Source organism: Pseudomonas sp. USHLN015, from assembly GCF_037153275.1.
GTDB classification, from domain to species: domain Bacteria; phylum Pseudomonadota; class Gammaproteobacteria; order Pseudomonadales; family Pseudomonadaceae; genus Metapseudomonas; species Metapseudomonas tohonis.
Genome location: NZ_JBBCKP010000011.1, coordinates 322,111 through 345,672 on the forward strand (window position 1 = coordinate 322,111; position 23,562 = coordinate 345,672).

Genomic DNA, 23,562 nt, shown 5'->3' on the forward strand with positions numbered 1-23,562 from the left:
TGCCCGGTCGATTGCCGACCGGACGCCGACAACGCCTGTGGCCACCTCATGCCTTTGCACTTTTTTGAGCGAGTTCCTCCATGCGAACCCTGAAATTCAGCCACAAGATCATGGTGGCAGCCTCCCTGGTGGTGATCGCTGCCTTCGCGTCCTTCGCGCTGTACAACGACTACCTGCAGCGGAACGCCATCCGCCAGAACCTTGCCAACTACCTCAACGATGTGGGCCAGGTCTCCACGGGCAACATCCAGCACTGGCTGGTGGGCCGCATGCAACTGCTGGAGAACCTGGCCGAGTCCATCGAGGACGACAGCAGCGAGGCCGCCTTGGCCAAGAGCCTGCAGCACCGCAGCATCGCCTCCGCCTTCCTCTATGCGTACTACGGCCAGGCGAGCGGCACCTACACCCAGTTCCCGCCCAGCGAACTGCCCGCCGGCTACGACCCGCGCCAGCGGCCCTGGTACAAGCAGGCGGCGCAGACCAGCGGCCCCGGCCTGACCGAGCCCTACCTGGCCGCCGACCCGCGCGACGGCCTGCTGATCACCATCACCCGCCCGGTGAACGCCTCGGGCGCCCTGCAGGGCGTCGTCGGCGGTGACCTCAAGCTGAAGACGGTCGACGAGATCCTCAACTCCTTCGACCTGGGCGGCATGGGCTACGCCTTCCTGGTGGACGACAAGGGCACGGTGCTTGTCCACCCCGATCAGCAGCTGGTCCTGAAGAAGCTGCCGGACCTGTTCGCCGGCACCGCGCCGCGCCTGGAGTCCGCCCTGCAGAGCGTGAGCGACCGCAACGGCGAGGCGCGGATCGTGACCTTCCTGCCGGTGGAAGGGCTGACCGGGGTGCGCTGGTACGTGGGCCTGTCCGTCGACGAGTCCAAGGCCTTCGCCGCCCTGCAGGAGTTCCGCGTTTCCGCGCTGATGTCCACCATCATCGGCGTGGTCGCCATCCTCCTGCTGCTTAGCGGGCTGATCCGCATCCTGTTGCGCCCGCTGCACGTGATGAGCCACGCCATGAGCGGCATCGCCGAGGGCGAGGGCGACCTGACCCAGCGCCTGTCGATCGACTCCCGTGACGAGTTCGGCGAGCTGGCCGATGCCTTCAACCGCTTCGTCGAGCGCATCCACAAGTCGATCCGCGAAGTGGCGTCCGCCACGCGCGAGGTGCACGAACGGGTGACCACCGTGGTGCAGGCGTCGAACGCCTCCATGACCAACTCCAGCGAACAGGCCGCCCGCACCGACAGCGTGGCCGCCGCCATCAACGAACTGGGCGCTGCCGCCCAGGAAATCGCCCGCAACGCCGCCGACGCCTCCGAGCAGGCCAGCGACGCCCGCCGCGACGCCGAGGAAGGGCAGGGCATGGTCGAGCGCACCCTGGTGGCGATGGGCGAGCTGTCGGAGAAGATCCAGGCGTCCAGCAACCACATCGAAGTGCTCAGCCAGAAGAGCAACGACATCGGCCAGATCCTCGACGTGATCAAGGGCATCTCCGAGCAGACCAACCTGCTGGCGCTCAACGCCGCCATCGAAGCCGCCCGCGCCGGCGAGGCAGGACGCGGCTTCGCCGTGGTGGCCGACGAAGTGCGCAACCTGGCCCAGCGCACCCAGAGCTCGGCGCTGGAGATCCAGCAGATGATCGAGCAGCTGCAGACCGGCGCCCGCGAGGCCGTGGCGACCATGGGCGAAAGCCGCCACTTCAGCGACGACAGCGTGCGCATCGGCGGCCAGGCCGGCGAAAACCTGCGCGGCGTGACCCGCCGCATCGGCGAGATCGACGGCATGAACCAGTCCGTGGCCACCGCCACCGAGGAACAGACCTCGGTGATCGAAAGCCTGAACATGGACATCACCGAGATCAACGTCCTCAACCAGGACGGCGTGCACAACCTGCAGGCCAGCCTGAAAGCCTGTACCGAGCTGGATCAGCAGGTCGGCCGGCTGAAGCAGCTGGTGGATACGTTCAGGATTTGATGGGGTGGTCCTGGCCCGGTGAACGGGCAGTGGATCGAGTCTTAGCGAATGAAACAGCCCGCCTGATGGCGGGCTGTTTTTTTAGCGTGAAAATTGCTCGCCTTACATCAAGGAACTGAGTCCATGCATGACATCACCGATACCGAATCCGTAATACGAGAAGCGGAACGATTGCTGGATGAGGGGAACCCGCAGGTGGCACGCTCGATCCTCCCTCCCTACGTCGCGCAGCGAGTACCCGCAGCGCTGTTTCTCTATTCGTCGGTCAGTGCTCCCGGGGAGGGTATCGAGGCGTTCGAACGCAGAAGCTTCGAGATGCTCAGTGAGGCGGCTGAGCTGGGCCATGTCCCCGCGATCACTGCCTTGGCGAAGAGCTTCGATACAGGGGATCGGGTTGAGCAGGATTGCCAGCGGGCAGCCATCCTGTTCGAGCAGGCTGCTGCCTGTGGCCACCCGCAGGCGAAGCTCTATCACGGGTTGAATCTGTTCTACGGGTCGAATGGCATCAGGGCAGACCTGAAAGAGGCCATACGACTGCTGCAAGAGGCTGAAGCCGAGGGTGTGCAAGATGAGCGGACAGCACTCAGGTGAAGGTGCGCCGTAGTCGGTCGCAGTATGAGGAGTGGTATGCGTGTAGATGTTGAGAGTGACGCCGAGCAGCTAAAGGCTTACGACAGTTTCGAGCAAAGCATCGCCACTGCCGGCAGGCAGGGGCAGGACGTGCTTGATCGCTGCATCAATCGAAGCCTCTGGAAAGCGCATCACTACAACGGGCGAGAACTGCTGGTCGAAACGGATGGCGGACGTTTCCTGCATGTCCATTGTCACGCGGGAAAAGTCGTGTGGCAGGTGCTGGAGTCGAGGCCCGTTGGCCTTGAGCCTTGCTTATTGGATGAGTTGATCGTTTTCAGACTCCCAAGCGGCGAGGAGGTTGTGTGGCGCTGGCGGGAAGTGCTGGGCAGCTTTTGTGGAAAGCCATTCGCCCTTGCCGTGAGTGATGCGCTGTTGTTCATGTTCTGGCGCGACGGCCCTGAATATCTTTTCAGCTGTTATCGGTCCCAGAGCGACCTTTATCTGGTGCTGGGTGAGTGCTGAGCAGATGGGCCCACGCTGTTCAGGTAACTGAGGAATGTTTCCTCCGGCGCCGCATAGAACCTGATTCACCCCCCACGCGGGTCGAGGGCGGGGCCTTCTGCGACCAGGTACTGAAGAAGGCAACGGCTCATCTGCTCACGCGCGCGCCGTGGTCCGATTTTTCTGTGCCTTGTTTCGAGAGGCTGGATGGCGTTTCCCGGTGCCCAAGGCTACCTGGCATCACCCAGCCACTTCTCCTCCAGCGCCACCAGCCGTCCATCCGCGCGCATCTTCTCCAGCGCTTGCTGCCAGCGGGCGACGATGCTTGCGTCGGTCTGCCGGGAGAAGGCGATGTAGTTGCCCTGGTGCATCACCGGCGCGGCGTAGCGCAGCTGATCGGGGGCGAGGCCTTCCTCGCGGGCCATGGTTTCGACGCTGAGGGTATCGGCGGCCACCAGGTCGGTTCGGCCCAGGCGTAGCAGGCGCATCATCTGTTCGGGGGTGTCGACGCCGTAGAGGTTGGCGAAGCCCATCTCCTGCAGGCGGCGATAGACCAGCCATTTGCGCGGGGCGGCGATGCGCTGCACCTTGCGCGCCTCGTCCAGGCCGGTGATGGCGGGGGTGTGGTCGGTGCGGGCGTAGAGTGCGGTCTCGACCTCCAGCAGCGGGCCGACCAGTTGGTAGTCGGCCTCGCGCTCCGGGGTGCGCAGGATGGTGAAGACGGCCACGTCCGGGCTTTCGCGGGTGATCAGCAGGGCCCGCAGCAGCGGTACTCGCTCCAGCTGGAGCGTGTCGCCGGTCTCCTGGGCGATCTCGTGCAGCAGGTCGACGGCGAAGCCCACCAGCTCGCCATCGCGCTCGAAATGCAGGGGCGGGTGGTTGTCGGTGAGCAGGCGCAGTTCGGCGGCGCCTGCGGCCTGGATAGCGAGCGCGGCACCGAGCAGCAAACGGGTGAAAAGCCCTTTCATGAGGCGGTCTCGAAAACTCTCGGATTGAGCGTAGCCGGGCGGCGCGTTATCGGACGCGATGGAGCACCAGGCTGCCGAGGTCGATCAGGCGGCCAGGCTCGTAGCGCTCGATCACCAGCTTCTCATCCCAGCGTTTTTTCCTGAACGCATCCGGCTCGTGGGTCAGGGTCAGCAGGTTGCCCTTGAGGGTGAAGCGCAGGGTCGCCTGGACGCGGTTGCGCACCTCCATGCCCTTGCGGTCCATGCGCACGGTGCTGGAACCGAATACCCAGTAGCCACGCAGCGGCGAGGCGAAGTCCAGGTCCGACCAGGTGCCTTGCAGGTCGGCCAGGGTCATCAGCGGGGGATTGGCCTGCTCGGCCGCCGCGTAGCTCGCCTCGGTGTCGTCTTGCGGTGCGGCATTCCCGGCGGGGCGCTCGGCGCTGCCGGGAGCCGGTGCCGGGGCGGGGGGCTCGTGGGCGATCTCTTCCTGGTTTCCCGGGGTGCCGCAGGGGCGATCGGAAAACTGGGTGGCGCCGTTGGCGGCCTTGCATTTGAAGATGGCGGCGGATGCAGGCGTGGTGGGTGCGAGGAGCAGGGCGCAGGCGAGCAGGACGGAAACGAGGGGCGGGCGCATCGAACATCCTTGTGACGGGGCCGGGATGGCGGTGGAGTCTATCCATTGTCCCGGGGCGACGACAGTCTCCTGTCCGCAGGCTGTACCGAGGCCGATCTGTACAGCGGGGGTTGGTTGGGGGCGCTCGTGTTCCCGGTACGCACGCTCATGAGCCTCCGCCCATCGCCTGCCGGTACTGCCGTGGCGTAAAGCCGGTGAGCTGCTTGAACTGGCGGCTGAAGGCGCTGTGGTCGGTGTAGCCGCATTGCAGGGCGACGTCGGTGATGGGCCGGTCGGTCTGCAGCAGGCGGTGGGCGTGTTCCAGGCGGGCCTTGGTGATCATCTGCCGGGGCGTCAGCTGGAACGCGCGGGTGCAGTAGCGCTCCAGCTGGGCGACCGAAAGCCCGGCGATGCGGGTCAGGGTGTCCAGGGTGATGGGTTCGTGGAAGTGCGTGCGGATGTACTCGTCCACCTCCGCGAGCCGCGCGTAGGCCGGGTGGGCGGTGGCGACCGACTGCAGGTCCACCGAGATGCCCACCAGGCCGATGATGGCGTCGCTGCGGTCCAGCAGCGGGCGCTTGTGGGTCAGGCACCAGCCGGGTTCGCGGCTGCCGTAGAGGTGCAGCTCCAGCTGGTCCTCCAGCACCTGGCCCTGTTCCAGCACGCGGCGGTCCTGCTCGGTGTAGCCGGGGCCGAGCTGGGCGGGGAAGACCTCCGCGCTGGTCCTGCCCAGCAGCGGCTGCAACTGCTTGAGGCCGCAGCGCTGCACCAGGGTGCGATTGGCCAGCACGTAGCGGGCCTGGGTGTCCTTGATAAAGATCGCCGCATTGGAAATCGCATCCAGCACCGGCAACAGCAGCTCGGCGCTGGCCAGCAGATCGTCCAGGGATGCCGGACGGCGCTGGGGCTCTATCGCGGCCAGGGCCGCCAGTGTTCTGCGCACCATGCCTTGCACCTCTCTCGAAGCCTGATCGCCAGGAGAGTGCCGCAGCCCGGAGGGGCTGTCGAGCGAGCTCGTGCGGGCCCGTCTCATTGTGCTGATTTCGTCATCGGACCTGGGGAAAAGCATCAAGCCCCGCGCCGCCCGGCCAGTCCACTCTATGGCCGTCGCATGCGGCGTGGCGCCGGCGGGCGAAGGGGCATGGCTTGCCCGATTCGTCTTCCACGTAAGCGCTGCAGCGGGATCTTCCAGCCCATCCAATAACGCACAAGAAGGCTACGCCATGTCTGGAAAGTTCAAGAAACAGCTGTCCCTGACGGACCTCACCTTCATCGGCCTGGGGGCCATCTTCGGCTCCGGCTGGCTGTTCGCGGCCAGCCACGTCTCCGCCATCGCAGGCCCGGCGGGCATCTTCTCCTGGCTCCTCGGCGGCTTCGCGGTGCTGCTGCTGGGCATCATCTACTGCGAGCTGGGCGCAGCGCTGCCGCGTGCCGGCGGCGTGGTGCGCTACCCGGTGTTCTCCCACGGCCCGCTGCTGGGCTACCTGATGGGCTTCATCACGCTGATCGCCTTTTCCAGCCTGGTGGCCATCGAGGTGGTCGCCTCCCGCCAGTACGCGGCGGCCTGGTTCCCGGGCCTCACCGAGGCGGGCTCCAGCGACCCGACGCTGATCGGCTGGCTGGTGCAGTTCGGCCTGCTGTGCCTGTTCTTCTGGCTCAACTACCGCAGCGTCAAGACCTTCGCCCGCGCCAACAACCTGGTCAGCGTGTTCAAGTTCATCGTGCCGCTGCTGGTCATCGGCGTGCTCTTCACCTTCTTCAAGCCCGAGAACTTCCAGGTGCAGGGCTTCGCGCCGTTCGGCCTCTCGGGCATCGAGATGGCGGTGTCGGCCGGCGGCATCATCTTCGCGTACCTGGGGCTGACGCCGATCATCTCGGTGGCCAGCGAGGTGAAGAACCCGCAGCGCACCATCCCCATCGCGCTGATCCTCTCGGTGCTGCTCTCCACCGCCATCTACGTGCTGCTGCAGGTGGCCTTCCTCGGCGCGGTGCCGACCGAACTGCTGGCCAACGGCTGGGCCGGGATGTCCAAGGAGTTCGCCCTGCCGTACCGCGACATCGCCCTGGTGCTCGGGGTGGGCTGGCTGGCCTACCTGGTGGTGGCCGACGCGGTGGTCTCGCCCAGCGGCTGCGGCAACATCTACATGAACGCCACGCCGCGGGTGATCTACGGCTGGGCGCAGACCGGCACCTTCTTCCGCATATTCACCCGCATCGACGAAGGCTCCGGTATCCCGCGCCCGGCGCTGTGGCTGACCTTCGGCCTGTCGGTGTTCTGGACCCTGCCGTTCCCCTCCTGGGAGGCGCTGATCAACGTGGTGTCCGCCGCCCTGGTGCTGAGCTACGCGGTGGCGCCGGTGACGGTGGCGGCCCTGCGCCGCAACGCGCCGGACATGCCGCGCCCGTTCCGCGTGCGGGGCCTGGCGGTGATGGGGCCGCTGTCCTTCGTGATCGCCGCGCTGATCGTCTACTGGTCCGGCTGGGGCACCGTGTCCTGGCTGCTGAGTCTGCAGATCCTGATGTTCGTGATCTACCTGCTGTGCCGCCGCTTCGTGCCCACCGAGCACCTGGGCATCGCCCAGCAGGTGCGCTCGTCCGCCTGGCTGATCGGCTTCTACGCCGTGACCCTGCTGCTCTCCTGGCTGGGCAGCTTCGGCGGCCTGGGCGTGCTCGGCCACCCCTACGACACCCTCGCCGTGGCCGCCTGTGCCCTGGGCATCTACCACTGGGGCGCCACCACCGGCGTGCCGGCCGAGCTGATCCGCCTCAGCGGCGAGGATGAAAGCGAGGAGGGCACCGATGCGGATGTCGCGCCTTCCATCACGGCCTTTCCCGGCCGCGCCTAGCCCACTGCCTGCAACCCGATGACCGGAAGGAGTCTGGCCATGAACGATCTCATCAACCTCAGCCTCGACCAGGTGCATGCCCTGGCACTGCGTGCGCTGACCGTCAACGGCATGGGCGAGGACCATGCCCGCGCCATCGCCGACACCATCACCCGGGGCCAGCGTGACGAATGCCATTCCCACGGCCTGTACCGGGTGCTGGTGTGCGTGCATTCGCTGCGCAGCGGCAAGGTGGACCCGCATGCCCAACCAAGGGTGAGCCGCCCGGCGCCGGCCATCGTCCGCGTCGATGCGCAGCGGGGCTACTCGCTGCTGGCGCTGCAGACCGGCCTGCCGCTGCTGGTGGAGCAGGCCCGCGAGCTGGGTGTCGCCGCCCTGGTGATCCGCAACTGCTTCCACTTCTCCGCGCTGTGGCCGGAGGTGGAGGCCATCGCCGCCGAAGGCCTGGTGGGCATGGCCATGACCCCCAGCCACGCCTGGGTGGCCCCGGAAGGCGGCCGCCAGGGGGTGTTCGGCACCAACCCGCTGGCCTTCGCCTGGCCCCGTGAGGGGCGCGAGCCCTTCGTCTTCGATTTCGCCACCAGCGCCATCGCCCGGGGCGACATCGAGCTGCACGCCCGCCAGGGCAAGCCGATTCCCCTGGGCTGGGGGCTGGATGCCGAAGGGCGGCCCAGCACCGATGCGCGCGCCGTGCTGGAAGGCGCCATGCAGACCTTCGGCGGCCACAAGGGCTCGGCCCTGGCGGCGATGATCGAGCTGATGGCCGGCGCGCTGATCGGCGACCTCACCAGCGCCGAGTCCCTGGCCTTCGACGGCGGCGCCGGTGCCACGCCGCTCCATGGCGAGCTGCTGCTGGCCTTCGACCCGGCGCGCTTTCTCGGCAGCGAGCTGGAGGCCGGCCGGCAGCGGGCCGAGGCGCTGTTCGCCACCATCACCGACCAGGGCGCGCGGCTGCCGTCGCAACGCCGTTTCGCCGCCCGCCAGCGCAGCGAACGCGAAGGCGTCTGGGTCGGCCGGGCGCTGCTGGACGACATCCAGCGCCTGATCGACCACCCCCATTCCCCGACCTGACGGAGCCGCCCCATGAAGCGCATCCATGTCATCGATTCCCACACCGGCGGCGAACCCACGCGGCTGGTGATGGACGGCTTTCCCGAACCCGCCGGCCGCACCCTCGCCGAGCAGCGCGACAGCCTGCGCGAGCAGCACGACCACTGGCGCCGCGCCTGCCTGCTGGAGCCGCGCGGCAACGACGTGCTGGTGGGCGCGCTGTACCGCCCGCCGGTGACGCCGGGCGCCACCTGCGGGGTGATCTTCTTCAACAACGCCGGCTACCTCGGCATGTGCGGCCACGGCACCCTCGGCCTGGTGGCGTCCCTGCAGCACCTGGGGCTGATGGCCCCCGGCGAGCACCGCATCGACACCCCGGTGGGCACCGTCAGCGCCACCCTCCATGAGGACGGCCGCGTCACCCTCGGCAACGTGCCGGCCTACCGCCATCGCCGGCAGGTGCCGGTGGAGGTGCCCGGCCATGGCGTGGTCCATGGCGACATCGCCTGGGGCGGCAACTGGTTCTTCCTGGTCAACGACCACGGCCAGCGCCTGGAGCTGGACAACGTCGAGGCCCTGACCGCCTACACCTGGGCGATGCTGCGGGCCCTGGAGGCCCAGGGCATCCACGGCGAGGGCGGGGCGCTGATCGACCACGTCGAGCTGTTCGCCGCCGACGCCGAGGCCGACAGCCGCAACTTCGTCATGTGCCCCGGCAAGGCCTACGACCGTTCCCCCTGCGGCACCGGCACCAGCGCCAAGCTGGCCTGCCTGGCGGCGGACGGCAAGCTCGCCCCCGGCCAGCGCTGGGTGCAGGCCAGCATCACCGGCAGCCGCTTCGAAGGGCACTACGAGTGGGAGGGCGAGCGCATCCGTCCCTTCATCACCGGGCGTGCCCACCTCACCGCCGACAGCACCCTGCTCATCGACGAGCAGGACCCCTTCGCCTGGGGCATCTGAGCCCCGTTTTCCCGAACCCTGAATCCCTGCTCAAGGAGCGACAGCATGAACATCGATATCTTCCGTGGCTGCATCCCCGCCCTCATGACCCCCTGCACCGACGCACGCCAGCCGGACTACGACGCCCTGGTGGCCAAGGGCCGCGAACTGGTCCAGGCCGGCATGAGCGGCGTGGTCTACTGCGGCTCCATGGGCGACTGGCCCCTGCTCAGCGAGGCCCAGCGCCAGGAAGGCGTGGCGCGCCTGGTGAAGGCCGGCGTGCCCACCATCGTCGGCACTGGCGCGGTGAGCACCCGCGAGGCAGTGGCCCACGCCGCCCATGCCGCCAAGGTCGGCGCCCAGGGGCTGATGGTGATCCCGCGGCTGCTGTCCCGCGCGGCCTCGCCGGCGGCGCAGAAGGCGCATTTCACTGCCGTGCTGCAGGCCGTGCCGGAGCTGCCGTCGGTGATCTACAACAGCCCGTACTACAGCTTCTCCACCCGCGCCGACCTGTTCTTCGAACTGCGTGGGCAGCACCGCAACCTGATCGGCTTCAAGGAATTCGGCGGTGCCGACGCCATGCGCTACGCCGCCGAGCACATCACCTCGCGGGATGACGAGGTGATCCTCATGGCCGGCGTCGACACCCAGGTGTTCCACGGCTACGTCAACTGCAACGCCACCGGCACCATCACCGGCATCGGCAACGTGCTGCCCCGCGAGGTGCTGCTGCTGGTCTCGTTGAGCCGCCAGGCCGCCCAGGGCGATGCCCGCGCACGCCGCCAGGCCCTGGAGCTGAGCGCCGCCCTGGACGTGCTCTCGTCCTTCGACGAGGGCTGCGACCTGGTGCTGTTCTACAAGTACCTGATGGTGCTCAACGGCGACCGCGAGTACCGCCTGCATTTCAACGAGAGCGACGCCCTCAGTGACTCCCAGCGCCGCTACGCCGAGCAGCAGTACGGCCTGTTCCGCCAGTGGTACGCCAACTGGACCGCCGAGCAGAACCTCGCCTGAACCCGCCCGCCCCGCCGCCCGTGGGCGGTGGGGCCCACCCGCCATCCAGGATGCCCCATGACCCTCACAGGCAAGATGCTGATCGGCGGCGCAGCGGTGCCCGGCACCCGCGACGCCCTCCACGCCATTGACCCGGCCACCGGCCAACACCTGCAACCCGCCTACCCGGGCGCCAGCCGCCAGCAGGTGGAGCAGGCCTGCGCCCTGGCCTGGGCCGCCTTCGATCCGTACCGGGACACCACGCCGGCCGCCCGGGCGGCCTTCCTCGACGCCATCGCCGATGCCATCGAAGCCCTGGGCGAGGCGCTGATCGAGCGCGCCATGGCCGAGACGGGCCTGCCACAGGCGCGCCTGCAGGGCGAGCGCGGCCGCACCTGCCAGCAACTGCGCACCTTCGCCCGCACCCTGCGCGCGGGTGAGTGGCTGGACGTGCGCATCGACCGCGCGCAACCCCAGCGCCAACCCCTGCCCAGGCCCGACCTGCGCCAGCGCCAGGTGCCCCTGGGGCCGGTGGCGGTGTTCGGTGCCAGCAACTTCCCCCTGGCCTTCTCCGTGGCCGGCGGCGACACCGCCTCGGCCCTGGCTGCCGGCTGCCCGGTGGTGGTCAAGGCCCATGGCGCCCACCCCGGCACCAGCGAGCTGGTGGGGCAGGCGGTGGCCCGCGCGGTCGAGCGCTGTGGCATGCCCGAAGGCGTGTTCTCGCTGCTGTTCGGCGCCGGCCGCGAAGTGGGCCTTGGCCTGGTGACGGACCCGCGCATCAAGGCGGTCGGCTTCACCGGCTCGCGCAGCGGTGGCCTCGCCCTGTGCCAGGCGGCCCAGGCGCGGCCGGAGCCGATCCCGGTCTATGCCGAGATGAGTTCGATCAACCCGGTGCTGCTGTTTCCCGCCGCCTTGCAGGCCCGTGGCGCGGCCCTGGCGCAGGGTTTCATCGCCTCGCTGACCCTGGGCGCCGGGCAGTTCTGCACCAACCCGGGCCTGCTCATCGCGCCTCGCGGTGCGGCGCTGGATGCCTTCCTCGCCCACGCCGCCGAGCAGCTGCGCCCGTGCAAGGCCCAGGTGATGCTCACCCCCGGCATCCACCAGGCCTACGCGGCCGGGGTCGCAACCCTGGCCCGCCACCCGCAGGTGCGCCGGGTCGCCAGCGGCGAACCCGGGGACGGGCCGAACCGTTGCCAGGCGCAGCTGTTCGTCACCGATGCCGAGGCCTTCCTCGCCGACCCGCAGTTGCACGGCGAGGTCTTCGGCGCGGCGGCGCTGGTGGTGCAGTGCGAGGGCGCAGAGCAGGTGTCCCGCATCCTCGATGCCCTGGAGGGCCAGCTCACCGCCACCCTGCACCTGGACGACGCCGACCTCGATGCCGCCCACGCGCTGTTGCCGGCCCTGGAACGCAAGGCTGGCCGGGTGCTGGTCAACGGCTGGCCCACCGGGGTGGAGGTGTGCGATGCCATGGTCCACGGCGGGCCATTCCCGGCCACCTCGGATGCCCGTTCCACCTCGGTGGGCACCGCCGCCATCCAGCGCTTCCTGCGACCGGTGTGCTACCAGGGCTTCCCCGATGCCTTGCTGCCGGCGGCGCTGCGCGAGGCCAATCCCCTGGGGTTGCGGCGGCTGCTCGACGGCGAGCGGGAGGCCTGAACATGGGCGACCTCCAGCCAGCGGATGTGGATGTCGCGGTGGTCGGCGCCGGTGTCATCGGTGTCGCCTGCGCCCTGCAGCTCGCGCGCCAGGGGCGGCGGGTGCAGGTGTTCGACCCGGACGGCGTGGGGCAGGGCGCCTCCTTCGGCAACGCCGGGCACCTGGCCACCGAGCAGGTGTTCCCGATCGCCGACCTGTCGATCCTCAAGCGCCTGCCGGGCATGCTCCTCGACCCCATGGGCCCGCTGCGCCTGGACTGGACCTACCTGCCGCGCGCCACCCCCTGGTTCCTGCGCCTGCTGCTCAACCTGCGGGCAGCGCCCTTCGCCCGCACCGTGGCCGGCCTGCGGGCCCTCAACGAAGCCAGCCTGGGTGCCTGGCGCCGCCTGCTGCAGGCCATCGAGCGGCCCGACCTGCTGCGCGAGGACGGTTCGCTGCTGGTGTACGAGCAGGACGCCTCCCGTGCGGCGCTGCAGGCCCTCCAGGCGAGCATGGCCGGGCAGGGCGTGCCGGTGGCGTTCTGGGAGGCGGAGGCCGTTCACGCGGCGGCGCTCCAGCTCAGCGACGGGATTCGCGGCGGGCTGTTCTTCCCGGCCACCGGGCACTTCATCGACCCGCACCTGGTGGTCGGCGAACTGGCGCGGGCGGCCGAGGCGCTGGGCGTCACCTTCCATCGCCAGTGCGTGCTCGACGGCCAGCGGCTGGCGGAGGGCGTCGCCCTGAGGCTGGACGGCGGCAGCCTGCGCGCCCGCCAGGTGCTGCTGGCCTGCGGGGCCCACTCCGCGCCGCTCACCGAACGCCTCACTGGCACGCGGGTGCCGCTGGACACCGAGCGCGGCTACCACCTGATGCTGCCCCGGGAGCAGGGGCGGCTGCCGTTCGCCGTCACCAGCCTCGAACGGCGCTTCATCATGACGCCCATGGCCGGCGGCCTGCGCCTGGCCGGCACCGTGGAGTTCGCCGGGCTGGAGAAGCCGGCGAACATGCCCCGCGCGTGGCAGCTGCACCGCCTTAGCCAGGGGCTGTTCCGTGACGAGCTGGACACCGAAGGCGCCAGCCCCTGGATGGGCTTCCGCCCCTCGCTGCCGGACTCGCTGCCGATCATCGACCGGGTGGGCGAGGGCCGCGTCCTGCTCGCCTTCGGCCACCAGCACCTCGGGCTGACCCAGGCGGCCGTCACCGCCGAGTACATCGGCCAACTGGCCCAGGGGCAGGCCGTGGCGGGGCTGGAGGCGTACCGGCTGGGGCGCTTCGCGAGCTAGTGCCCCCGGGTGCTGGCGCAGGCTGCCGAGGGCATCCAGAATGGCGGGCCTCTGCACAGGAGCTTCGCCATGGACGACCTTTTCCCCAACCCCTTCCTGCTGGCCGGTGGCGTCCTGAGCGCCATCGCCGCGCTGCTGCACCTGGGCTGCATCCGCTACGGCGCACCCTGGTATCGCTTCTTCGGTGCCGGTGAGCGCATGGCGCGCCTGGCCGAGGCCGGCAGCCCGGTGGCCACGCTGGTCACCCTGGCCATCGCCACGGTGCTGGGGCTCTGGGCGCTCTACGCGCTGCTGGCCGGGCTCGGCCTGCCACTTCCCCTGACACGGCCGGTGCTGTGCCTGGTCACGGCGGTGTACCTGCTGCGGGGGCTCGGCGGGCTGTTGCTGGTCAAGCGCGGGCTGGGCCGCAGCGCCGCCTTCTGGCTGTGGAGCTCGGCCATCTGCCTGACGCTGGGCGGGCTGCACCTGGTGGGGCTGGCGCAGGTGTGGGGCGCGATCCAGGGGACCTGACCCGCGAGCCGGCTGCCCGCCGGTGATTGCGCCGTAGGGGCATGCCGGCCCCGGGGGCCGGACGGGTGCGAACCCGCCGTGCGCCTGTGCCCACGTCCTCCCGCCCGACCACGGCAGGCCGTGCGCCTGCTGCCTGCGCGAGCGCCTGCGTCGTTTCCTGGTGACGATGAGGGGCTCGGCCGGCGCTCCGTCGTCCAGGCTGCCACCGTGCTAGAAGGCCCCGTCGACACTCACAGAGGGAATGACGGGATGAATCGCTTATCCATCAGGCAGAAGATCCTCCTCCTGGCGCTGCTGCCGGTCCTGGCGCTGGCCACGATCAGCGCCTGGCTGTTCGTATCCCAGGCCCGGGAACTGCGCGATCTCAGCCGCGACGACCTGCGCGAGTCGTTGCTGGCGGCCAAGCGCGAGCAATTGGCCAACTACATGGAACTGGCACTGAGCGCCGTGGCGCCCCTGGCCAACGGCGGCTCGGCAGCGGGCCGCGAGCGCATCAAGGAGGCGCTGCGCAGCCTGCGCTTCGACGGCGGCAGCGGCTACTTCTTCGCCTACGACAGCCAGGGCGTGCAGGTGATGAGCGCCGACAACCCGGCCCGCGAAGGCACGATCTACTGGGACTCCACCAGCCCCGAGGGTCGCCATCTGGTGCGCGAGTACGTCGAGGCCGGCGCCGCCGGGGGGGGCTACGTGGAATACGGCTGGGCGCGGCCCGGCGAGGAGGAGCCCTCGCCGAAGCTCGCCTACGTGGTGCCGATGCCCGACAGCGACTGGGTGCTGGGCACCGGCTTCTACATCGACGACCTGGAAACGCAGCTCGCCGGGCTGGAGCGGGAATTCGCCACTGCCGTGCGCCTGAGCTTGATCCGCAGCGCCGCTTCCGCCGCCCTCCTGCTGGCGCTGATCGCCGCCCTGGCGACCCTGCTGGCACGCAGCATCCATCAGCCCCTGGACCAGGCGGTGCGGACCATGGAGAACATCGCCCGGGGCGAAGGCGATTTGACCCGCCGCCTGGACCCTTCCGCCGGCCATGAGCTGGGCACCCTGGCGCGGGCCTTCAACCACTTCGCCGAACAGGTCCGCCAACTGGTGCGGCAGACGCGCTCGTCCGCCGCCACCCTGGGGGCCGCCAGCGAGGAGCTGGGTGCCTTCATGGAGCAGACCGGCCAGGGCATCGCCAGCCAGCATGTGGAAAGCGATCAGTTGGCTACCGCCATGGAGCAGATGTCGGCGGCGGCCCTGCAGGTCGCCAGCAGTGCGGCCGGCGCGGCGCAGGCGGCCCAGGCTGCGGAGAACCGGGTGCAGGGCGCGCAGGACCTGGTGCGCAGCGCCGCCGAGGTGATCGACGGGCTGGAGGGGCAGGTGGAAAGCGGGGTCGAGATCATCCGCCGGCTGGGCAGCGAGTCCGAGGGCATCGGCGGCGTGCTGGATGTGATCCACGGCGTCGCCGAGCAGACCAACCTGCTGGCGCTCAACGCCGCCATCGAAGCCGCGCGTGCCGGTGACCAGGGGCGCGGCTTCGCGGTCGTCGCCGATGAGGTGCGCACGCTGGCGGGGCGCACCCAGAGCAGTACGGCGGAAATCCAGGAAATGATCGGCCGCCTGCAGGCCGGCGCTCGCGAGGCCATCGCCGCCATCGGCCAGATCCGCGGCGGCAGCGCCCGCGCCGTGGTGGAGGTGGGCCGGGTCGGCCAGGCCCTGGAGGCGGTCGTCGAGGCGACCACCACCATCAACGGCATGAACGCGCAGATCGCCGCTGCGGCGGAGGAGCAGACCCAGGTCTGCGAATCCATCAACGCCAACGTGCACCAGATCGCCGCCATCGCCGAACAGACCGCCGCCGGCTCGCGCACCGCCAGCGACATCACCCAGCGCCTGGGTGAGATGGCCGGTGGATTGCAGCAGCTGGTGGGGCGCTATCGGGCGGATTGAGGGAAGAGGGCGGGTGCGTTGCCGATCGTCTCGGCGACGCACCGGGTGGCCTGCATGGCGGTGCATGGGCTCCCGGGCTGAAACCCGGGCCAGGCCTAGATATCGGTCAGGGATACCAGCACTTCCAGGCGCGCCGCCGGGGCACTGTGAGCGGCTAACTGCATCCGATTGAGCCAGTCGAGCGTGGCTTCCGTGCTGTCACGTACGGCCTTGGAAGAGAGGTCGAAGGTCACCGAGTGGCGCAGCGAGTGCAGCAGCTCCCAGAGTTGGCAGGGGGCCTGGCTCTCGTTGATGATCTTGAGTATCTCGCTATTGATCTCGCTGATGCGGCTATGGATCAGGCTGCTGGTATTGCCCGTGGGGAACAGCTCCTTGGCCTTGAGGCGGATGGCACTCATGCGCTTCACATGCAGGCTCGGATCGTCCTTGGTGTCTTCGTAGGTCGAGCTGTCTCGCAGGTAGGTCGCGAACTGGTCGATGCTCTTGCGAACGATCTCGATGGCCTTGTTGATGTCGGCCCTGTCCGGTACCAGGTTGGCCGGCGTGCTGTTCAAGCGTTTGGCAATCATCAGCATCACCCCATCCGGGGTACTGGGGATGCGCTTCCACTTCCTGGATATCAAGGGAGCCGTCAGGTTCCGGTAGAAGTCCTTTGTCGATATGGAGTCGCTCTTCAAGGCGTTGAAGGTGGCTTCGGCCAGCTTGCGGATGACCTGGCTCCAATGGAGCATGTGACGCCTGTCCTCCACATGGCCCTTCTTGGCGTTCTGGTTGACCTTCACCTTGGTCGCCTGGGAGGTCCAGGCTGGCCGGCCCTTGATCCTGATCTTCCGCGTGATCGGGTCCGATTCGATCCGGAATCGGCTGGTCTTCCTGGGGCCCCGTGGCATTTGGCGTTCCTCCTTGGATTGGCTGCTGCGAAAGACTAGACCAGATCGCCTTCCGTGCATGCGCCTGATCCAGCAGGAGGGGCGTTGCGCAGTGCCCAGGCTCCCGGGCTGAAGCCCGGGCTACGTCTGGCGGTTGCCTTGCGCCAGGGCTTCGATGGAGCGCACGCCGGCCTGCATCTTCGGCACCGCCGAGGCGTTGGCCGAATGCACGGCGATGCGCGGCGGCACGAAGCCGTGCAGGGCCACCGCTTCCTCGACCCACAGGATCACGTCGTAACCGGTGCCGCGCTCGTCGTCGCCCAGGTCGTGGTCCAGGCTCAGTTCGCTGACCTGGCCCGTCTTCAACAGCTCGATCACCTCGAGCGGCCACCAGGCGCGGACCCAGCCGTCGGGCGTGGCGCGTTCGTCGTCCAGATAGACCTTCATTGCTCAGGCTCCTGTCGCCCAGCTGTAGAGCAGCCAGGTATCGCGGGTTTCGCAGAAATAGAGCTTCTCGTTCCAGTTGTCCTGCAAGGCCAGCACCGATTCGGTCAGCGGCTCAGGGAGGATCGGGGTGTCCAGCGGCAGTGGCTGGCCGTCGAGGAAGATCCCCCAGCGGTCGCTGTACCAGGGGCGCGCAGGATTGGCGCGGCGCTCCATGATGGCGTTGCGGATGGCGTCCCCCAGGCTGGCGATCTCATGAGTCGCCTCCTGCGGGTCGATGCTGGCAGGACGAGCGTTGACGAGTTCCGGCAACAGCCAGCGCTGCAGCAGGTGGTCGACATGCTCTGGAGTCGTTTCCTCCATCGCCCAATCCTCCACCCGGTGCAGTTCGTGATTGAGCAGCGCGACCAGGGCCTGGGCGGGCGTGGCAACGTCCGACCTGGCGCAGCGGTAGAGCCTGGCGTCACAGAGGCCCTCGTCGTGGGTGCGGAATTCCAGCGTCTCCACGCGGATCGCCAAGGCATGCAGAAGGTGCTGGCGCATCAGGCCAGCTGTGGTGAGCAGTTCATCTACCAGGGAGCGGTCCACTTCGATTCGATTCGCCGTGCGGCCAGCCGGGAGCGGGCAAGGCCGCGCAGTTTATCCTGCGCTGCAACGGGCTTCACGCGTTCCGTCTAAATCCCCACCTTCGCCCATCGTCTCCTCTGCACAAGGCCGAGAAGCGCCACAAGCGCACGGCCCGGAGCTTGATGCCACTTTATCGAGGGTCGAAGGATGCAAGCCGCTACCAGCCTCAATGCCAGCCTGCCGCTGGCCGCTGAAGAAGAGACGCTCTACCAGTTCGAGGAGTCGCCGCTGCTGGCCCGCCAGAAGCAGCAGGAATCCAACGCCCGCAGCTACCCCCGGCGCATCCCCCTGGCGCTCAAGCGTGCGCGTGGGCTGTATGTCGAGGACGTCGAGGGCCGCACCTTCATCGATTGCCTCGCCGGTGCCGGCACCCTGGCGCTGGGTCACAACCACCCGGTGGTGATCGATGCGATCCGCCAGGTGCTCGCCGACGAGCTGCCGCTGCACACCCTGGACCTCACCACCCCGGTGAAGGACCAGTTCGTCCAGGACCTCTTCGGCCTGCTGCCCGAGGACCTGGCCCGCGAGGCGAAGATCCAGTTCTGCGGCCCCACCGGCACCGACGCGGTGGAGGCGGCGCTCAAGCTGGTGCGCACCGCCACCGGGCGCAGCACCATCCTCTCGTTCCAGGGCGGCTACCACGGCATGAGCCAGGGCGCCCTGGGGCTGATGGGCAACCTGGGGCCGAAGAAGGCCCTGGGCGCGGTGCTCGGCAATGGCGTGCAGTTCGCCCCCTATCCCTATGCCTACCGCTGCCCCTTCGGGCTGGGTGGCGAGGCCGGCGTACGCGCCAACCTGCATTACCTGGAGAACCTGCTCAGCGACCCCGAGGCCGGCGTGCTGCTGCCGGCGGCGGTGATAGTCGAGGCGGTGCAGGGCGAGGGCGGCGTGGTGCCGGCGGACATCGAGTGGCTGCGCGGCCTGCGCCGCATCACCGAGAAGGCCGGCGTGGCGCTGATCGTCGACGAGATCCAGAGCGGCTTCGGCCGCACCGGCAGGATGTTCGCCTTCGAGCACGCCGGCATCGTTCCTGACGTGGTGGTGCTGTCCAAGGCCATCGGCGGCAGCCTGCCGCTGGCGGTGATGGTCTACCGCGAGTGGCTCGACGTCTGGGGCCCGGGTGCCCACGCCGGCACCTTCCGTGGCAACCAGATGGCCATGGCCGCCGGCTCGGCGGTGCTGCGCTACCTCAAGGACCACGACATCCCCGCCCACGCCGCCGCCATGGGCGAGCGCCTGGCCGGCCACCTGCGCGAACTTCAGCGCGACTACCCGCAGCTGGGCGATATCCGTGGGCGCGGGCTGATGCTCGGCGTCGAGCTGGTTGACCCGTCCGGCCCCCGTGATGCGCTGGGTCACCCCCCGACCTTCAGCGCCCTGGCCTCGCGCCTGCAGGCCCAGTGCCTCAAGCGCGGGCTGATCATCGAACTGGGCGGCCGCCACGGCAGCGTGGTGCGCTTCCTGCCGCCGCTGATCATCACCGCCGAACAGGTGGACGAAGTCGCCCGCCGCTTCGCCCGTGCCCTGGCCGCCGCCCTCGTCGAACCGGCCTGAGCCCGTTCCCGCCCGCAATGGGCCGCTTGCACGCCCCGCCCGACGGAGGCGTGCGGCGGCCATGCCGTCCATCACGAGCCGAAGCAATGCACGCCCTGTCCGATCGCCACGAGCTGCCGCCCCTTGCCCCGCGTGGGTGGTCGGCTGCCTGTCGGTGGGCTGAATGACGCCCGCTCTGCGACTGTTCTGCGTTGCCTGCCCCGGCGTCGGCGCGGTGGACTACCCGGCCTGGGGCGCGCTGTTGCCTGCCTGGGTGCAGGTCCGCCCCGTGTGGCTGCCGGAGGCGCCCGGGCTGTCCGCAGCCGTCGCCGGGCAGCTGGCGCGAAGGGTGGAGATGGACGTGCGACGCCTGCCCTATGCGGTCATCGGCCACGGCTTCGGCGCGCTGGCGGCCTGCGAGATGCTCTATGCCCTGCGCGAGCGGGGCGCGCCAGGCTCGCTGGGCCTGTTCGCCTCGGGCTCGGTCGCGCCGTCGCGCTGGGCCGAATACCAGCGCGGCATCGCCAACTGGCGGCCCGACGCCGGCGTGCCCCAGGCCGCCTATCGGCACCGGCCGCGTACGCCGCTCGCTTGCCCTGTGCACGTCCTGGCAGGAGTCGACGACGGCCCCCGCAAGGCGCAACTCAAGGCCTGGAGCGAGGAAACCACAGGCCGGCTGCAGCTCAGGCTCTTCGAAGGGGACCATCGCTTCATCCGCGACCGGCAGGCCGACGTGCTCGCCTACCTCGTCCGCCAGCTGGACGGGCTCGCCGGGCGCTGGCCGGGTGCCGAGGCCGTCTGACCCCTTGGCCTATTCCCGGCATGCCACGGGCGGCTCACCCATCGGCCGGATGCCGGCCAGGCGCTGGTTGCGCTTCACCAGCGCCAGGGTCGCCTGGGCGGTGCGCTTGCTCCAGATCAGGAAGCCGCTGAGCACCATCAGGCTCAGCAGCAGGCCGAAGACGAACCAGATCGCCTTGCTCCAGAGGCCGCCGAAGTCGCCCGTGTGCAGCGGGTGCATCGACTCGGTGACGAACTCCAGCGGCGTGCGGTCGCCGAGCCTGCGCACGGCCTCGACATGACCGTCGAACGGGTTGAGCGCAACGGACTGGTACATCAGCGGGTAGCGGCTGTTGCCGTAGATGTACAGGGCGCTGTAGGCGTCCTCGGGGAAGTACAGGGCGTTGGCCTCCAGCGTCGGGATGGCCTGGCTGGCGATCTCGATGGCACGGTCCAGGCCGATCCGCTCCACGGGCTTGCCCGGCTGCGCCACGGGCACGGCGTCCCGCGCCAGCACCGGCGGGATGCCCTCGCTGGACAGGGTCACGTGGTTGTCGACGAGGATCGCCTGGACCAGGAACCACAGGCCGGTGATGGAGATGACCGCGATGAACCAGATCGACCAGATGCCCGACAGGCGATGGAAGTCGCCCCAGAAGATGCGGGCGCCCTGGTCGATGCGCAGGCGCGGCGTGAGAAAGCCCTTCCAGAACCGCTTGTAGACCACCAGGCCGGTGACCAGCGAGGCGAGCATCGGCAGGCCGAGCAGCGACACCAGGTACCAGCCCCAGCTGTAGCCGTTGGTGAAGGGCACCAGCCACCAGCCGTGCAGGGCGCGGGTGAACTGGCGGAAGTCGAAGCTGGAGCTGCGCCCCTGGATCACCCCCGTGTAGGGGTTCACGTAGAGGCTGGCCTCGCGGGTGTCGGGGTAGCTGACGTCGACGACCAGCGCGAAATGGTCCTCGCCCGGCCGGCGGATGGCGCTGATCGAGGCCTCGGGCTGGGCGTCGCGGATGCCCGCGACGATCCGGTCGTAGCCCAGGCGGGGCATGTCGGCCTGTGGCCGGCTCGCGCGGACTTCCGGCTTGGCCAGCCAGACCAGTTCCTGGCTCACCACCGCCAGGGTGCCGGTCACGCAGACGATCAGCATGAAGCACCAGATCGGCAGGGCCAGCCAGCTGTGGACGAGGAACCAGAGGCGGGAGCGGGACTTCTTCGGCATGGGCGGGGCTGTTCCTGGGGAATGACGACGCTGCGCGCTTCGTTGCCCGAAAGCGGCGCTGCCTTATGGACGAACGAGGCCGCGAAAAATTTAGGACGCGCCCGCCGATGGCCCGTTGAGGGCCTTCCTGCCGTGGCACGGGTGCGGTCGTCGCCCTGTGTCCGTGGCATTGCCGCGCAGGTAATTTTCCGCACCTGCCGTCCGTTCTCCTTGAGCAATCGAGCACGCATTGCGTGCTGCCCACGAGTACGGAAACGACAGATGAACGCAGAAGACTCCCTGAAACTCGCCCGCCGCTTTATCGAGCTGCCCCTGGAAAAGCGCCGGATGTTCCTGGAGAGCCTGCGTGGCGAAGGGATCGACTTCTCGGTCTTCCCGATTCCCGCCGGCGTCGAGCACGCCGACAGCCAGTGCCCGTCCTATGCGCAGCAGCGCATGTGGTTCCTCTGGCAACTGGACCCGCAGAGCGGTGCCTACAACCTGCCCAGCGCCGTGCGCCTCAGCGGCCCCCTGGACAGGAGCGCCCTGGAACGGGCCTTCGCCGGCCTGGTGGCGCGGCATGCCTCGCTGCGCACGGTGTTCGACGCCTCCGGCGAGCGCCTGCAGCTTGGCCCCTTGCAGCGGCCGCTGGCCGTGGCATTCGAGGACTGCAGCGCGTGGGCGGAAGCGGCCCGCGAAGAGCACCTGCGCCAGGAGGCGCTGGCCGAATCGTTGCGTCCGTTCGACCTCGAACAGGGCCCGCTGCTGCGGGTCCGGCTGATCCGGCTGGGCGCGGAGCAGCACGTCCTGCTGCTCACCCTGCACCACATTGTCTCCGACGGCTGGTCGATGAACGTGCTGATCGACGAGCTCGGGCAGCTCTATGCCGCCGCCGTCGAGGGGAGGGTGGCGAGCCTGCCGGACTTGCCGGTGCAGTACGCCGACTACGCCCTGTGGCAGCGCAGCTGGCTGGAGGCCGGCGAGCAGGAGCGCCAGCTGGCCTACTGGCGTGCGGCACTGGGCGACCACCAGCCGGTGCTGGAACTGCCCCTCGACCATGCCCGTCCGGCCCGGGCCAGCTACCGTGGCGAGCGCCACGAATTCACCCTCCCCATGCCCCTGGCCGGCGCCCTGCGCACGGCGGCGCGGGAGCAGGGGCTGACGCTGTTCATGCTGCTGCTGGCGGGGTTCGAGGTGCTGTTGCAGCGCTACAGCGGGCAGGACGACCTGCGGATCGGCGTGCCTGTCGCCAACCGCAACCGCGCCGAGGTGGAGGGGCTGATCGGCCTCTTCGTCAACACCCAGGTGCTGCGCGCACGGTTCCAGCCGGAGCTGCGGGTCCGTGCGCTCCTCGAACAGGTCCGCGAATGCGTGCTCGGCGCCCAGGCCCACCAGGACCTGCCCTTCGAGCGCCTGGTGGAAGCGCTGGCCGTGGAACGCACCCTCAGCCATGCGCCGCTGTTCCAGGTGATGTTCAACCACCAGCCGCACGTGGCGGACATCGAAGCGCTCGGCGCGCCGGGCGGGCTGCGCTTCGCACCGCTGGACTGGCGCAGCCGGACCACCCAGTTCGACCTCAGCCTGGATACCTACGAAAAGGGTGGCCAGCTCCATGCCGCCCTGACCTACGCCACCGACCTGTTCGAGGCGGCGACCATCGAGCGCATGGCCGGCCACTGGCTGGGCCTGTTGGAAGCCATGGTCACCCGGCCCGATGCGCCCATCGCCGAACTGCCGCTGCTCTCGCCCAGCGAGCGCGAAACCCAGCTGCACGGCTGGAACGCCACGGCCACCGCGTACCCGCTCGATACCCCGGTGCACCAGCTGATCGAAGCCCAGGTGCAACGCACCCCGGACGCTCCGGCACTGGCCTTCGGCACTGAAACGCTCAGCTATGCCGCGCTCAACCAGCGCGCCAACCGCCTGGCCCATGCGCTGATCGCCCAGGGCGTCGGTCCGGACAGCCTGGTGGGCATTGCCGTCGAGCGCTCCATCGAAATGGTCGTGGGCCTGCTGGCGATCCTGAAGGCCGGCGGCGCCTATGTGCCGCTGGACCCGGAATACCCGGCCGAGCGCCTGGCCTACATGCTCGACGACAGCGGCGTGAACTTTCTGCTGAGCCAGTCGCACCTGGAGCTGCCGTTGGCCGAAGGCGTGCAGCGCATCGATCTGGACCGGGCGCTATTCGACGACTTCCCGGAGACCAATCCCGGTATCGCGCTTCACGCCGAAAACCTCGCCTATGTGATCTACACCTCCGGTTCCACCGGCAAGCCCAAGGGCGCTGGCAACCGTCATTCGGCGCTGACCAAT

The 23,562-nt window shown here is 69.2% G+C and carries 21 protein-coding genes and 1 pseudogene; 15 read left to right on the plus strand and 7 right to left on the minus strand.

Annotation, left to right across the window (positions count from 1 at the left end; genetic code table 11):
• Window positions 1–110: 110 nt before the first annotated feature.
• The 4 genes and pseudogenes from WFQ67_RS30515 to WFQ67_RS23650 form a co-directional block, all read left to right on the plus strand.
• Window positions 111–1,115 (plus strand): annotated as a pseudogene (locus WFQ67_RS30515) (HAMP domain-containing protein); the annotation flags it as partial.
• A 93-nt stretch (window positions 1,116–1,208) separates the two neighbouring features.
• Window positions 1,209–1,973, plus strand: a complete 765-nt coding sequence (locus WFQ67_RS30520; protein ID WP_442969623.1) for a methyl-accepting chemotaxis protein — start codon at window positions 1,209–1,211, stop codon at window positions 1,971–1,973.
• 123 nt (window positions 1,974–2,096) lie between these two features.
• Entirely contained in the window at window positions 2,097–2,564 is a 468-nt protein-coding gene (locus WFQ67_RS23645) for a tetratricopeptide repeat protein (protein WP_337058366.1), read from the plus strand.
• A gap of 36 nt (window positions 2,565–2,600) precedes the next feature.
• Window positions 2,601–3,068 carry a hypothetical protein gene (locus WFQ67_RS23650; protein ID WP_337058367.1) on the plus strand — a complete coding sequence of 156 codons (468 nt, stop codon included), beginning with the start codon at window positions 2,601–2,603 and terminating at the stop codon, window positions 3,066–3,068.
• Between the two features lie 209 nt (window positions 3,069–3,277).
• On the opposite strand, the gene WFQ67_RS23655 is transcribed toward WFQ67_RS23650, so the two are convergent.
• The 3 genes from WFQ67_RS23655 to WFQ67_RS23665 form a co-directional block, all read right to left on the minus strand.
• Window positions 3,278–4,015, minus strand: coding sequence for a substrate-binding periplasmic protein (locus tag WFQ67_RS23655; RefSeq protein WP_337058368.1), 738 nt, complete (start codon window positions 4,013–4,015; stop codon window positions 3,278–3,280).
• 46 nt (window positions 4,016–4,061) lie between these two features.
• A complete protein-coding gene (locus WFQ67_RS23660) occupies window positions 4,062–4,631 on the minus strand; it encodes a DUF4124 domain-containing protein (RefSeq protein ID WP_337058369.1) in 570 nt (189 codons plus the stop codon).
• 145 nt (window positions 4,632–4,776) lie between these two features.
• The gene (locus tag WFQ67_RS23665) at window positions 4,777–5,556 is read right to left on the minus strand and encodes an AraC family transcriptional regulator (RefSeq protein ID WP_337058370.1); all 780 of its coding nucleotides are present in this window, start codon (window positions 5,554–5,556) and stop codon (window positions 4,777–4,779) included.
• Between the two features lie 277 nt (window positions 5,557–5,833).
• Between WFQ67_RS23665 and WFQ67_RS23670 the strand changes: the two genes are divergently transcribed.
• From WFQ67_RS23670 to WFQ67_RS23705, 8 genes are all read left to right on the plus strand, one after another.
• Complete coding sequence (locus WFQ67_RS23670; protein ID WP_337058371.1) at window positions 5,834–7,456, plus strand: APC family permease; 1,623 nt, start codon at window positions 5,834–5,836, stop codon at window positions 7,454–7,456.
• Window positions 7,457–7,495: 39 nt separating this feature from the next.
• Window positions 7,496–8,527, plus strand: coding sequence for an Ldh family oxidoreductase (locus WFQ67_RS23675; protein ID WP_337058372.1), 1,032 nt, complete (start codon window positions 7,496–7,498; stop codon window positions 8,525–8,527).
• Window positions 8,528–8,539: 12 nt separating this feature from the next.
• Complete coding sequence (locus WFQ67_RS23680) at window positions 8,540–9,466, plus strand: 4-hydroxyproline epimerase (RefSeq protein ID WP_337058373.1); 927 nt, start codon at window positions 8,540–8,542, stop codon at window positions 9,464–9,466.
• Between the two features lie 45 nt (window positions 9,467–9,511).
• Window positions 9,512–10,459, plus strand: coding sequence for a dihydrodipicolinate synthase family protein (locus tag WFQ67_RS23685; RefSeq protein ID WP_337058374.1), 948 nt, complete (start codon window positions 9,512–9,514; stop codon window positions 10,457–10,459).
• Window positions 10,460–10,516: 57 nt separating this feature from the next.
• Window positions 10,517–12,094, plus strand: a complete 1,578-nt coding sequence (locus tag WFQ67_RS23690; RefSeq protein ID WP_337058375.1) for an aldehyde dehydrogenase (NADP(+)) — start codon at window positions 10,517–10,519, stop codon at window positions 12,092–12,094.
• A 2-nt stretch (window positions 12,095–12,096) separates the two neighbouring features.
• The gene (locus WFQ67_RS23695) at window positions 12,097–13,356 is read left to right on the plus strand and encodes an NAD(P)/FAD-dependent oxidoreductase (protein ID WP_337058376.1); all 1,260 of its coding nucleotides are present in this window, start codon (window positions 12,097–12,099) and stop codon (window positions 13,354–13,356) included.
• A 69-nt stretch (window positions 13,357–13,425) separates the two neighbouring features.
• On the plus strand, window positions 13,426–13,866 hold the full coding sequence (locus WFQ67_RS23700) for a hypothetical protein (RefSeq protein WP_263154141.1): 441 nt from the start codon (window positions 13,426–13,428) through the stop codon (window positions 13,864–13,866).
• Window positions 13,867–14,115: 249 nt separating this feature from the next.
• The gene (locus WFQ67_RS23705) at window positions 14,116–15,795 is read left to right on the plus strand and encodes a methyl-accepting chemotaxis protein (RefSeq protein ID WP_337058377.1); all 1,680 of its coding nucleotides are present in this window, start codon (window positions 14,116–14,118) and stop codon (window positions 15,793–15,795) included.
• A gap of 95 nt (window positions 15,796–15,890) precedes the next feature.
• Here the strand turns inward: WFQ67_RS23705 and WFQ67_RS23710 are convergent, their stop codons facing one another.
• From WFQ67_RS23710 to WFQ67_RS23720, 3 genes are all read right to left on the minus strand, one after another.
• On the minus strand, window positions 15,891–16,577 hold the full coding sequence (locus WFQ67_RS23710; RefSeq protein ID WP_213629942.1) for a hypothetical protein: 687 nt from the start codon (window positions 16,575–16,577) through the stop codon (window positions 15,891–15,893).
• 228 nt (window positions 16,578–16,805) lie between these two features.
• Window positions 16,806–17,111 carry a cyclic-phosphate processing receiver domain-containing protein gene (locus WFQ67_RS23715; protein WP_337058378.1) on the minus strand — a complete coding sequence of 102 codons (306 nt, stop codon included), beginning with the start codon at window positions 17,109–17,111 and terminating at the stop codon, window positions 16,806–16,808.
• Window positions 17,112–17,114: 3 nt separating this feature from the next.
• Window positions 17,115–17,651, minus strand: coding sequence for a hypothetical protein (locus WFQ67_RS23720; protein WP_337058379.1), 537 nt, complete (start codon window positions 17,649–17,651; stop codon window positions 17,115–17,117).
• A gap of 231 nt (window positions 17,652–17,882) precedes the next feature.
• On the opposite strand from WFQ67_RS23720, the gene WFQ67_RS23725 reads away from it, so the two are divergent.
• Both WFQ67_RS23725 and WFQ67_RS23730 read left to right on the plus strand, forming a co-directional pair.
• Window positions 17,883–19,289, plus strand: coding sequence for an aspartate aminotransferase family protein (locus tag WFQ67_RS23725; protein ID WP_213629947.1), 1,407 nt, complete (start codon window positions 17,883–17,885; stop codon window positions 19,287–19,289).
• Window positions 19,290–19,452: 163 nt separating this feature from the next.
• Complete coding sequence (locus tag WFQ67_RS23730) at window positions 19,453–20,070, plus strand: thioesterase II family protein (protein WP_244863034.1); 618 nt, start codon at window positions 19,453–19,455, stop codon at window positions 20,068–20,070.
• A 9-nt stretch (window positions 20,071–20,079) separates the two neighbouring features.
• On the opposite strand, the gene WFQ67_RS23735 is transcribed toward WFQ67_RS23730, so the two are convergent.
• Window positions 20,080–21,270: a PepSY-associated TM helix domain-containing protein gene (locus WFQ67_RS23735; protein WP_213629949.1), complete on the minus strand. Its 1,191-nt coding sequence runs from the start codon at window positions 21,268–21,270 to the stop codon at window positions 20,080–20,082.
• A 261-nt stretch (window positions 21,271–21,531) separates the two neighbouring features.
• Between WFQ67_RS23735 and WFQ67_RS23740 the strand changes: the two genes are divergently transcribed.
• Window positions 21,532–23,562 (plus strand): condensation domain-containing protein (locus tag WFQ67_RS23740; RefSeq protein ID WP_337058380.1); only part of this gene is annotated, 2,031 nt, incomplete at its 3' end.

Excerpts from the sequence above, each read along its gene's own strand:
- WFQ67_RS30520 (WP_442969623.1), top strand. The coding sequence starts at position 1,209 with ATGACCAACTCCAGCGAACAGGCCGCCCGCACCGACAGCGTGGCCGCC.
- WFQ67_RS23645 (WP_337058366.1), top strand. The coding sequence starts at position 2,097 with ATGCATGACATCACCGATACCGAATCCGTAATACGAGAAGCGGAACGA.
- WFQ67_RS23650 (WP_337058367.1), top strand. The coding sequence starts at position 2,601 with ATGCGTGTAGATGTTGAGAGTGACGCCGAGCAGCTAAAGGCTTACGAC.
- WFQ67_RS23655 (WP_337058368.1), bottom strand. The coding sequence starts at position 4,015 with ATGAAAGGGCTTTTCACCCGTTTGCTGCTCGGTGCCGCGCTCGCTATC.
- WFQ67_RS23660 (WP_337058369.1), bottom strand. The coding sequence starts at position 4,631 with ATGCGCCCGCCCCTCGTTTCCGTCCTGCTCGCCTGCGCCCTGCTCCTC.
- WFQ67_RS23665 (WP_337058370.1), bottom strand. The coding sequence starts at position 5,556 with ATGGTGCGCAGAACACTGGCGGCCCTGGCCGCGATAGAGCCCCAGCGC.
- WFQ67_RS23670 (WP_337058371.1), top strand. The coding sequence starts at position 5,834 with ATGTCTGGAAAGTTCAAGAAACAGCTGTCCCTGACGGACCTCACCTTC.
- WFQ67_RS23675 (WP_337058372.1), top strand. The coding sequence starts at position 7,496 with ATGAACGATCTCATCAACCTCAGCCTCGACCAGGTGCATGCCCTGGCA.
- WFQ67_RS23680 (WP_337058373.1), top strand. The coding sequence starts at position 8,540 with ATGAAGCGCATCCATGTCATCGATTCCCACACCGGCGGCGAACCCACG.
- WFQ67_RS23685 (WP_337058374.1), top strand. The coding sequence starts at position 9,512 with ATGAACATCGATATCTTCCGTGGCTGCATCCCCGCCCTCATGACCCCC.
- WFQ67_RS23690 (WP_337058375.1), top strand. The coding sequence starts at position 10,517 with ATGACCCTCACAGGCAAGATGCTGATCGGCGGCGCAGCGGTGCCCGGC.
- WFQ67_RS23695 (WP_337058376.1), top strand. The coding sequence starts at position 12,097 with ATGGGCGACCTCCAGCCAGCGGATGTGGATGTCGCGGTGGTCGGCGCC.
- WFQ67_RS23700 (WP_263154141.1), top strand. The coding sequence starts at position 13,426 with ATGGACGACCTTTTCCCCAACCCCTTCCTGCTGGCCGGTGGCGTCCTG.
- WFQ67_RS23705 (WP_337058377.1), top strand. The coding sequence starts at position 14,116 with ATGAATCGCTTATCCATCAGGCAGAAGATCCTCCTCCTGGCGCTGCTG.
- WFQ67_RS23715 (WP_337058378.1), bottom strand. The coding sequence starts at position 17,111 with ATGAAGGTCTATCTGGACGACGAACGCGCCACGCCCGACGGCTGGGTC.
- WFQ67_RS23720 (WP_337058379.1), bottom strand. The coding sequence starts at position 17,651 with ATGCGCCAGCACCTTCTGCATGCCTTGGCGATCCGCGTGGAGACGCTG.
- WFQ67_RS23725 (WP_213629947.1), top strand. The coding sequence starts at position 17,883 with ATGCAAGCCGCTACCAGCCTCAATGCCAGCCTGCCGCTGGCCGCTGAA.
- WFQ67_RS23730 (WP_244863034.1), top strand. The coding sequence starts at position 19,453 with ATGACGCCCGCTCTGCGACTGTTCTGCGTTGCCTGCCCCGGCGTCGGC.
- WFQ67_RS23735 (WP_213629949.1), bottom strand. The coding sequence starts at position 21,270 with ATGCCGAAGAAGTCCCGCTCCCGCCTCTGGTTCCTCGTCCACAGCTGG.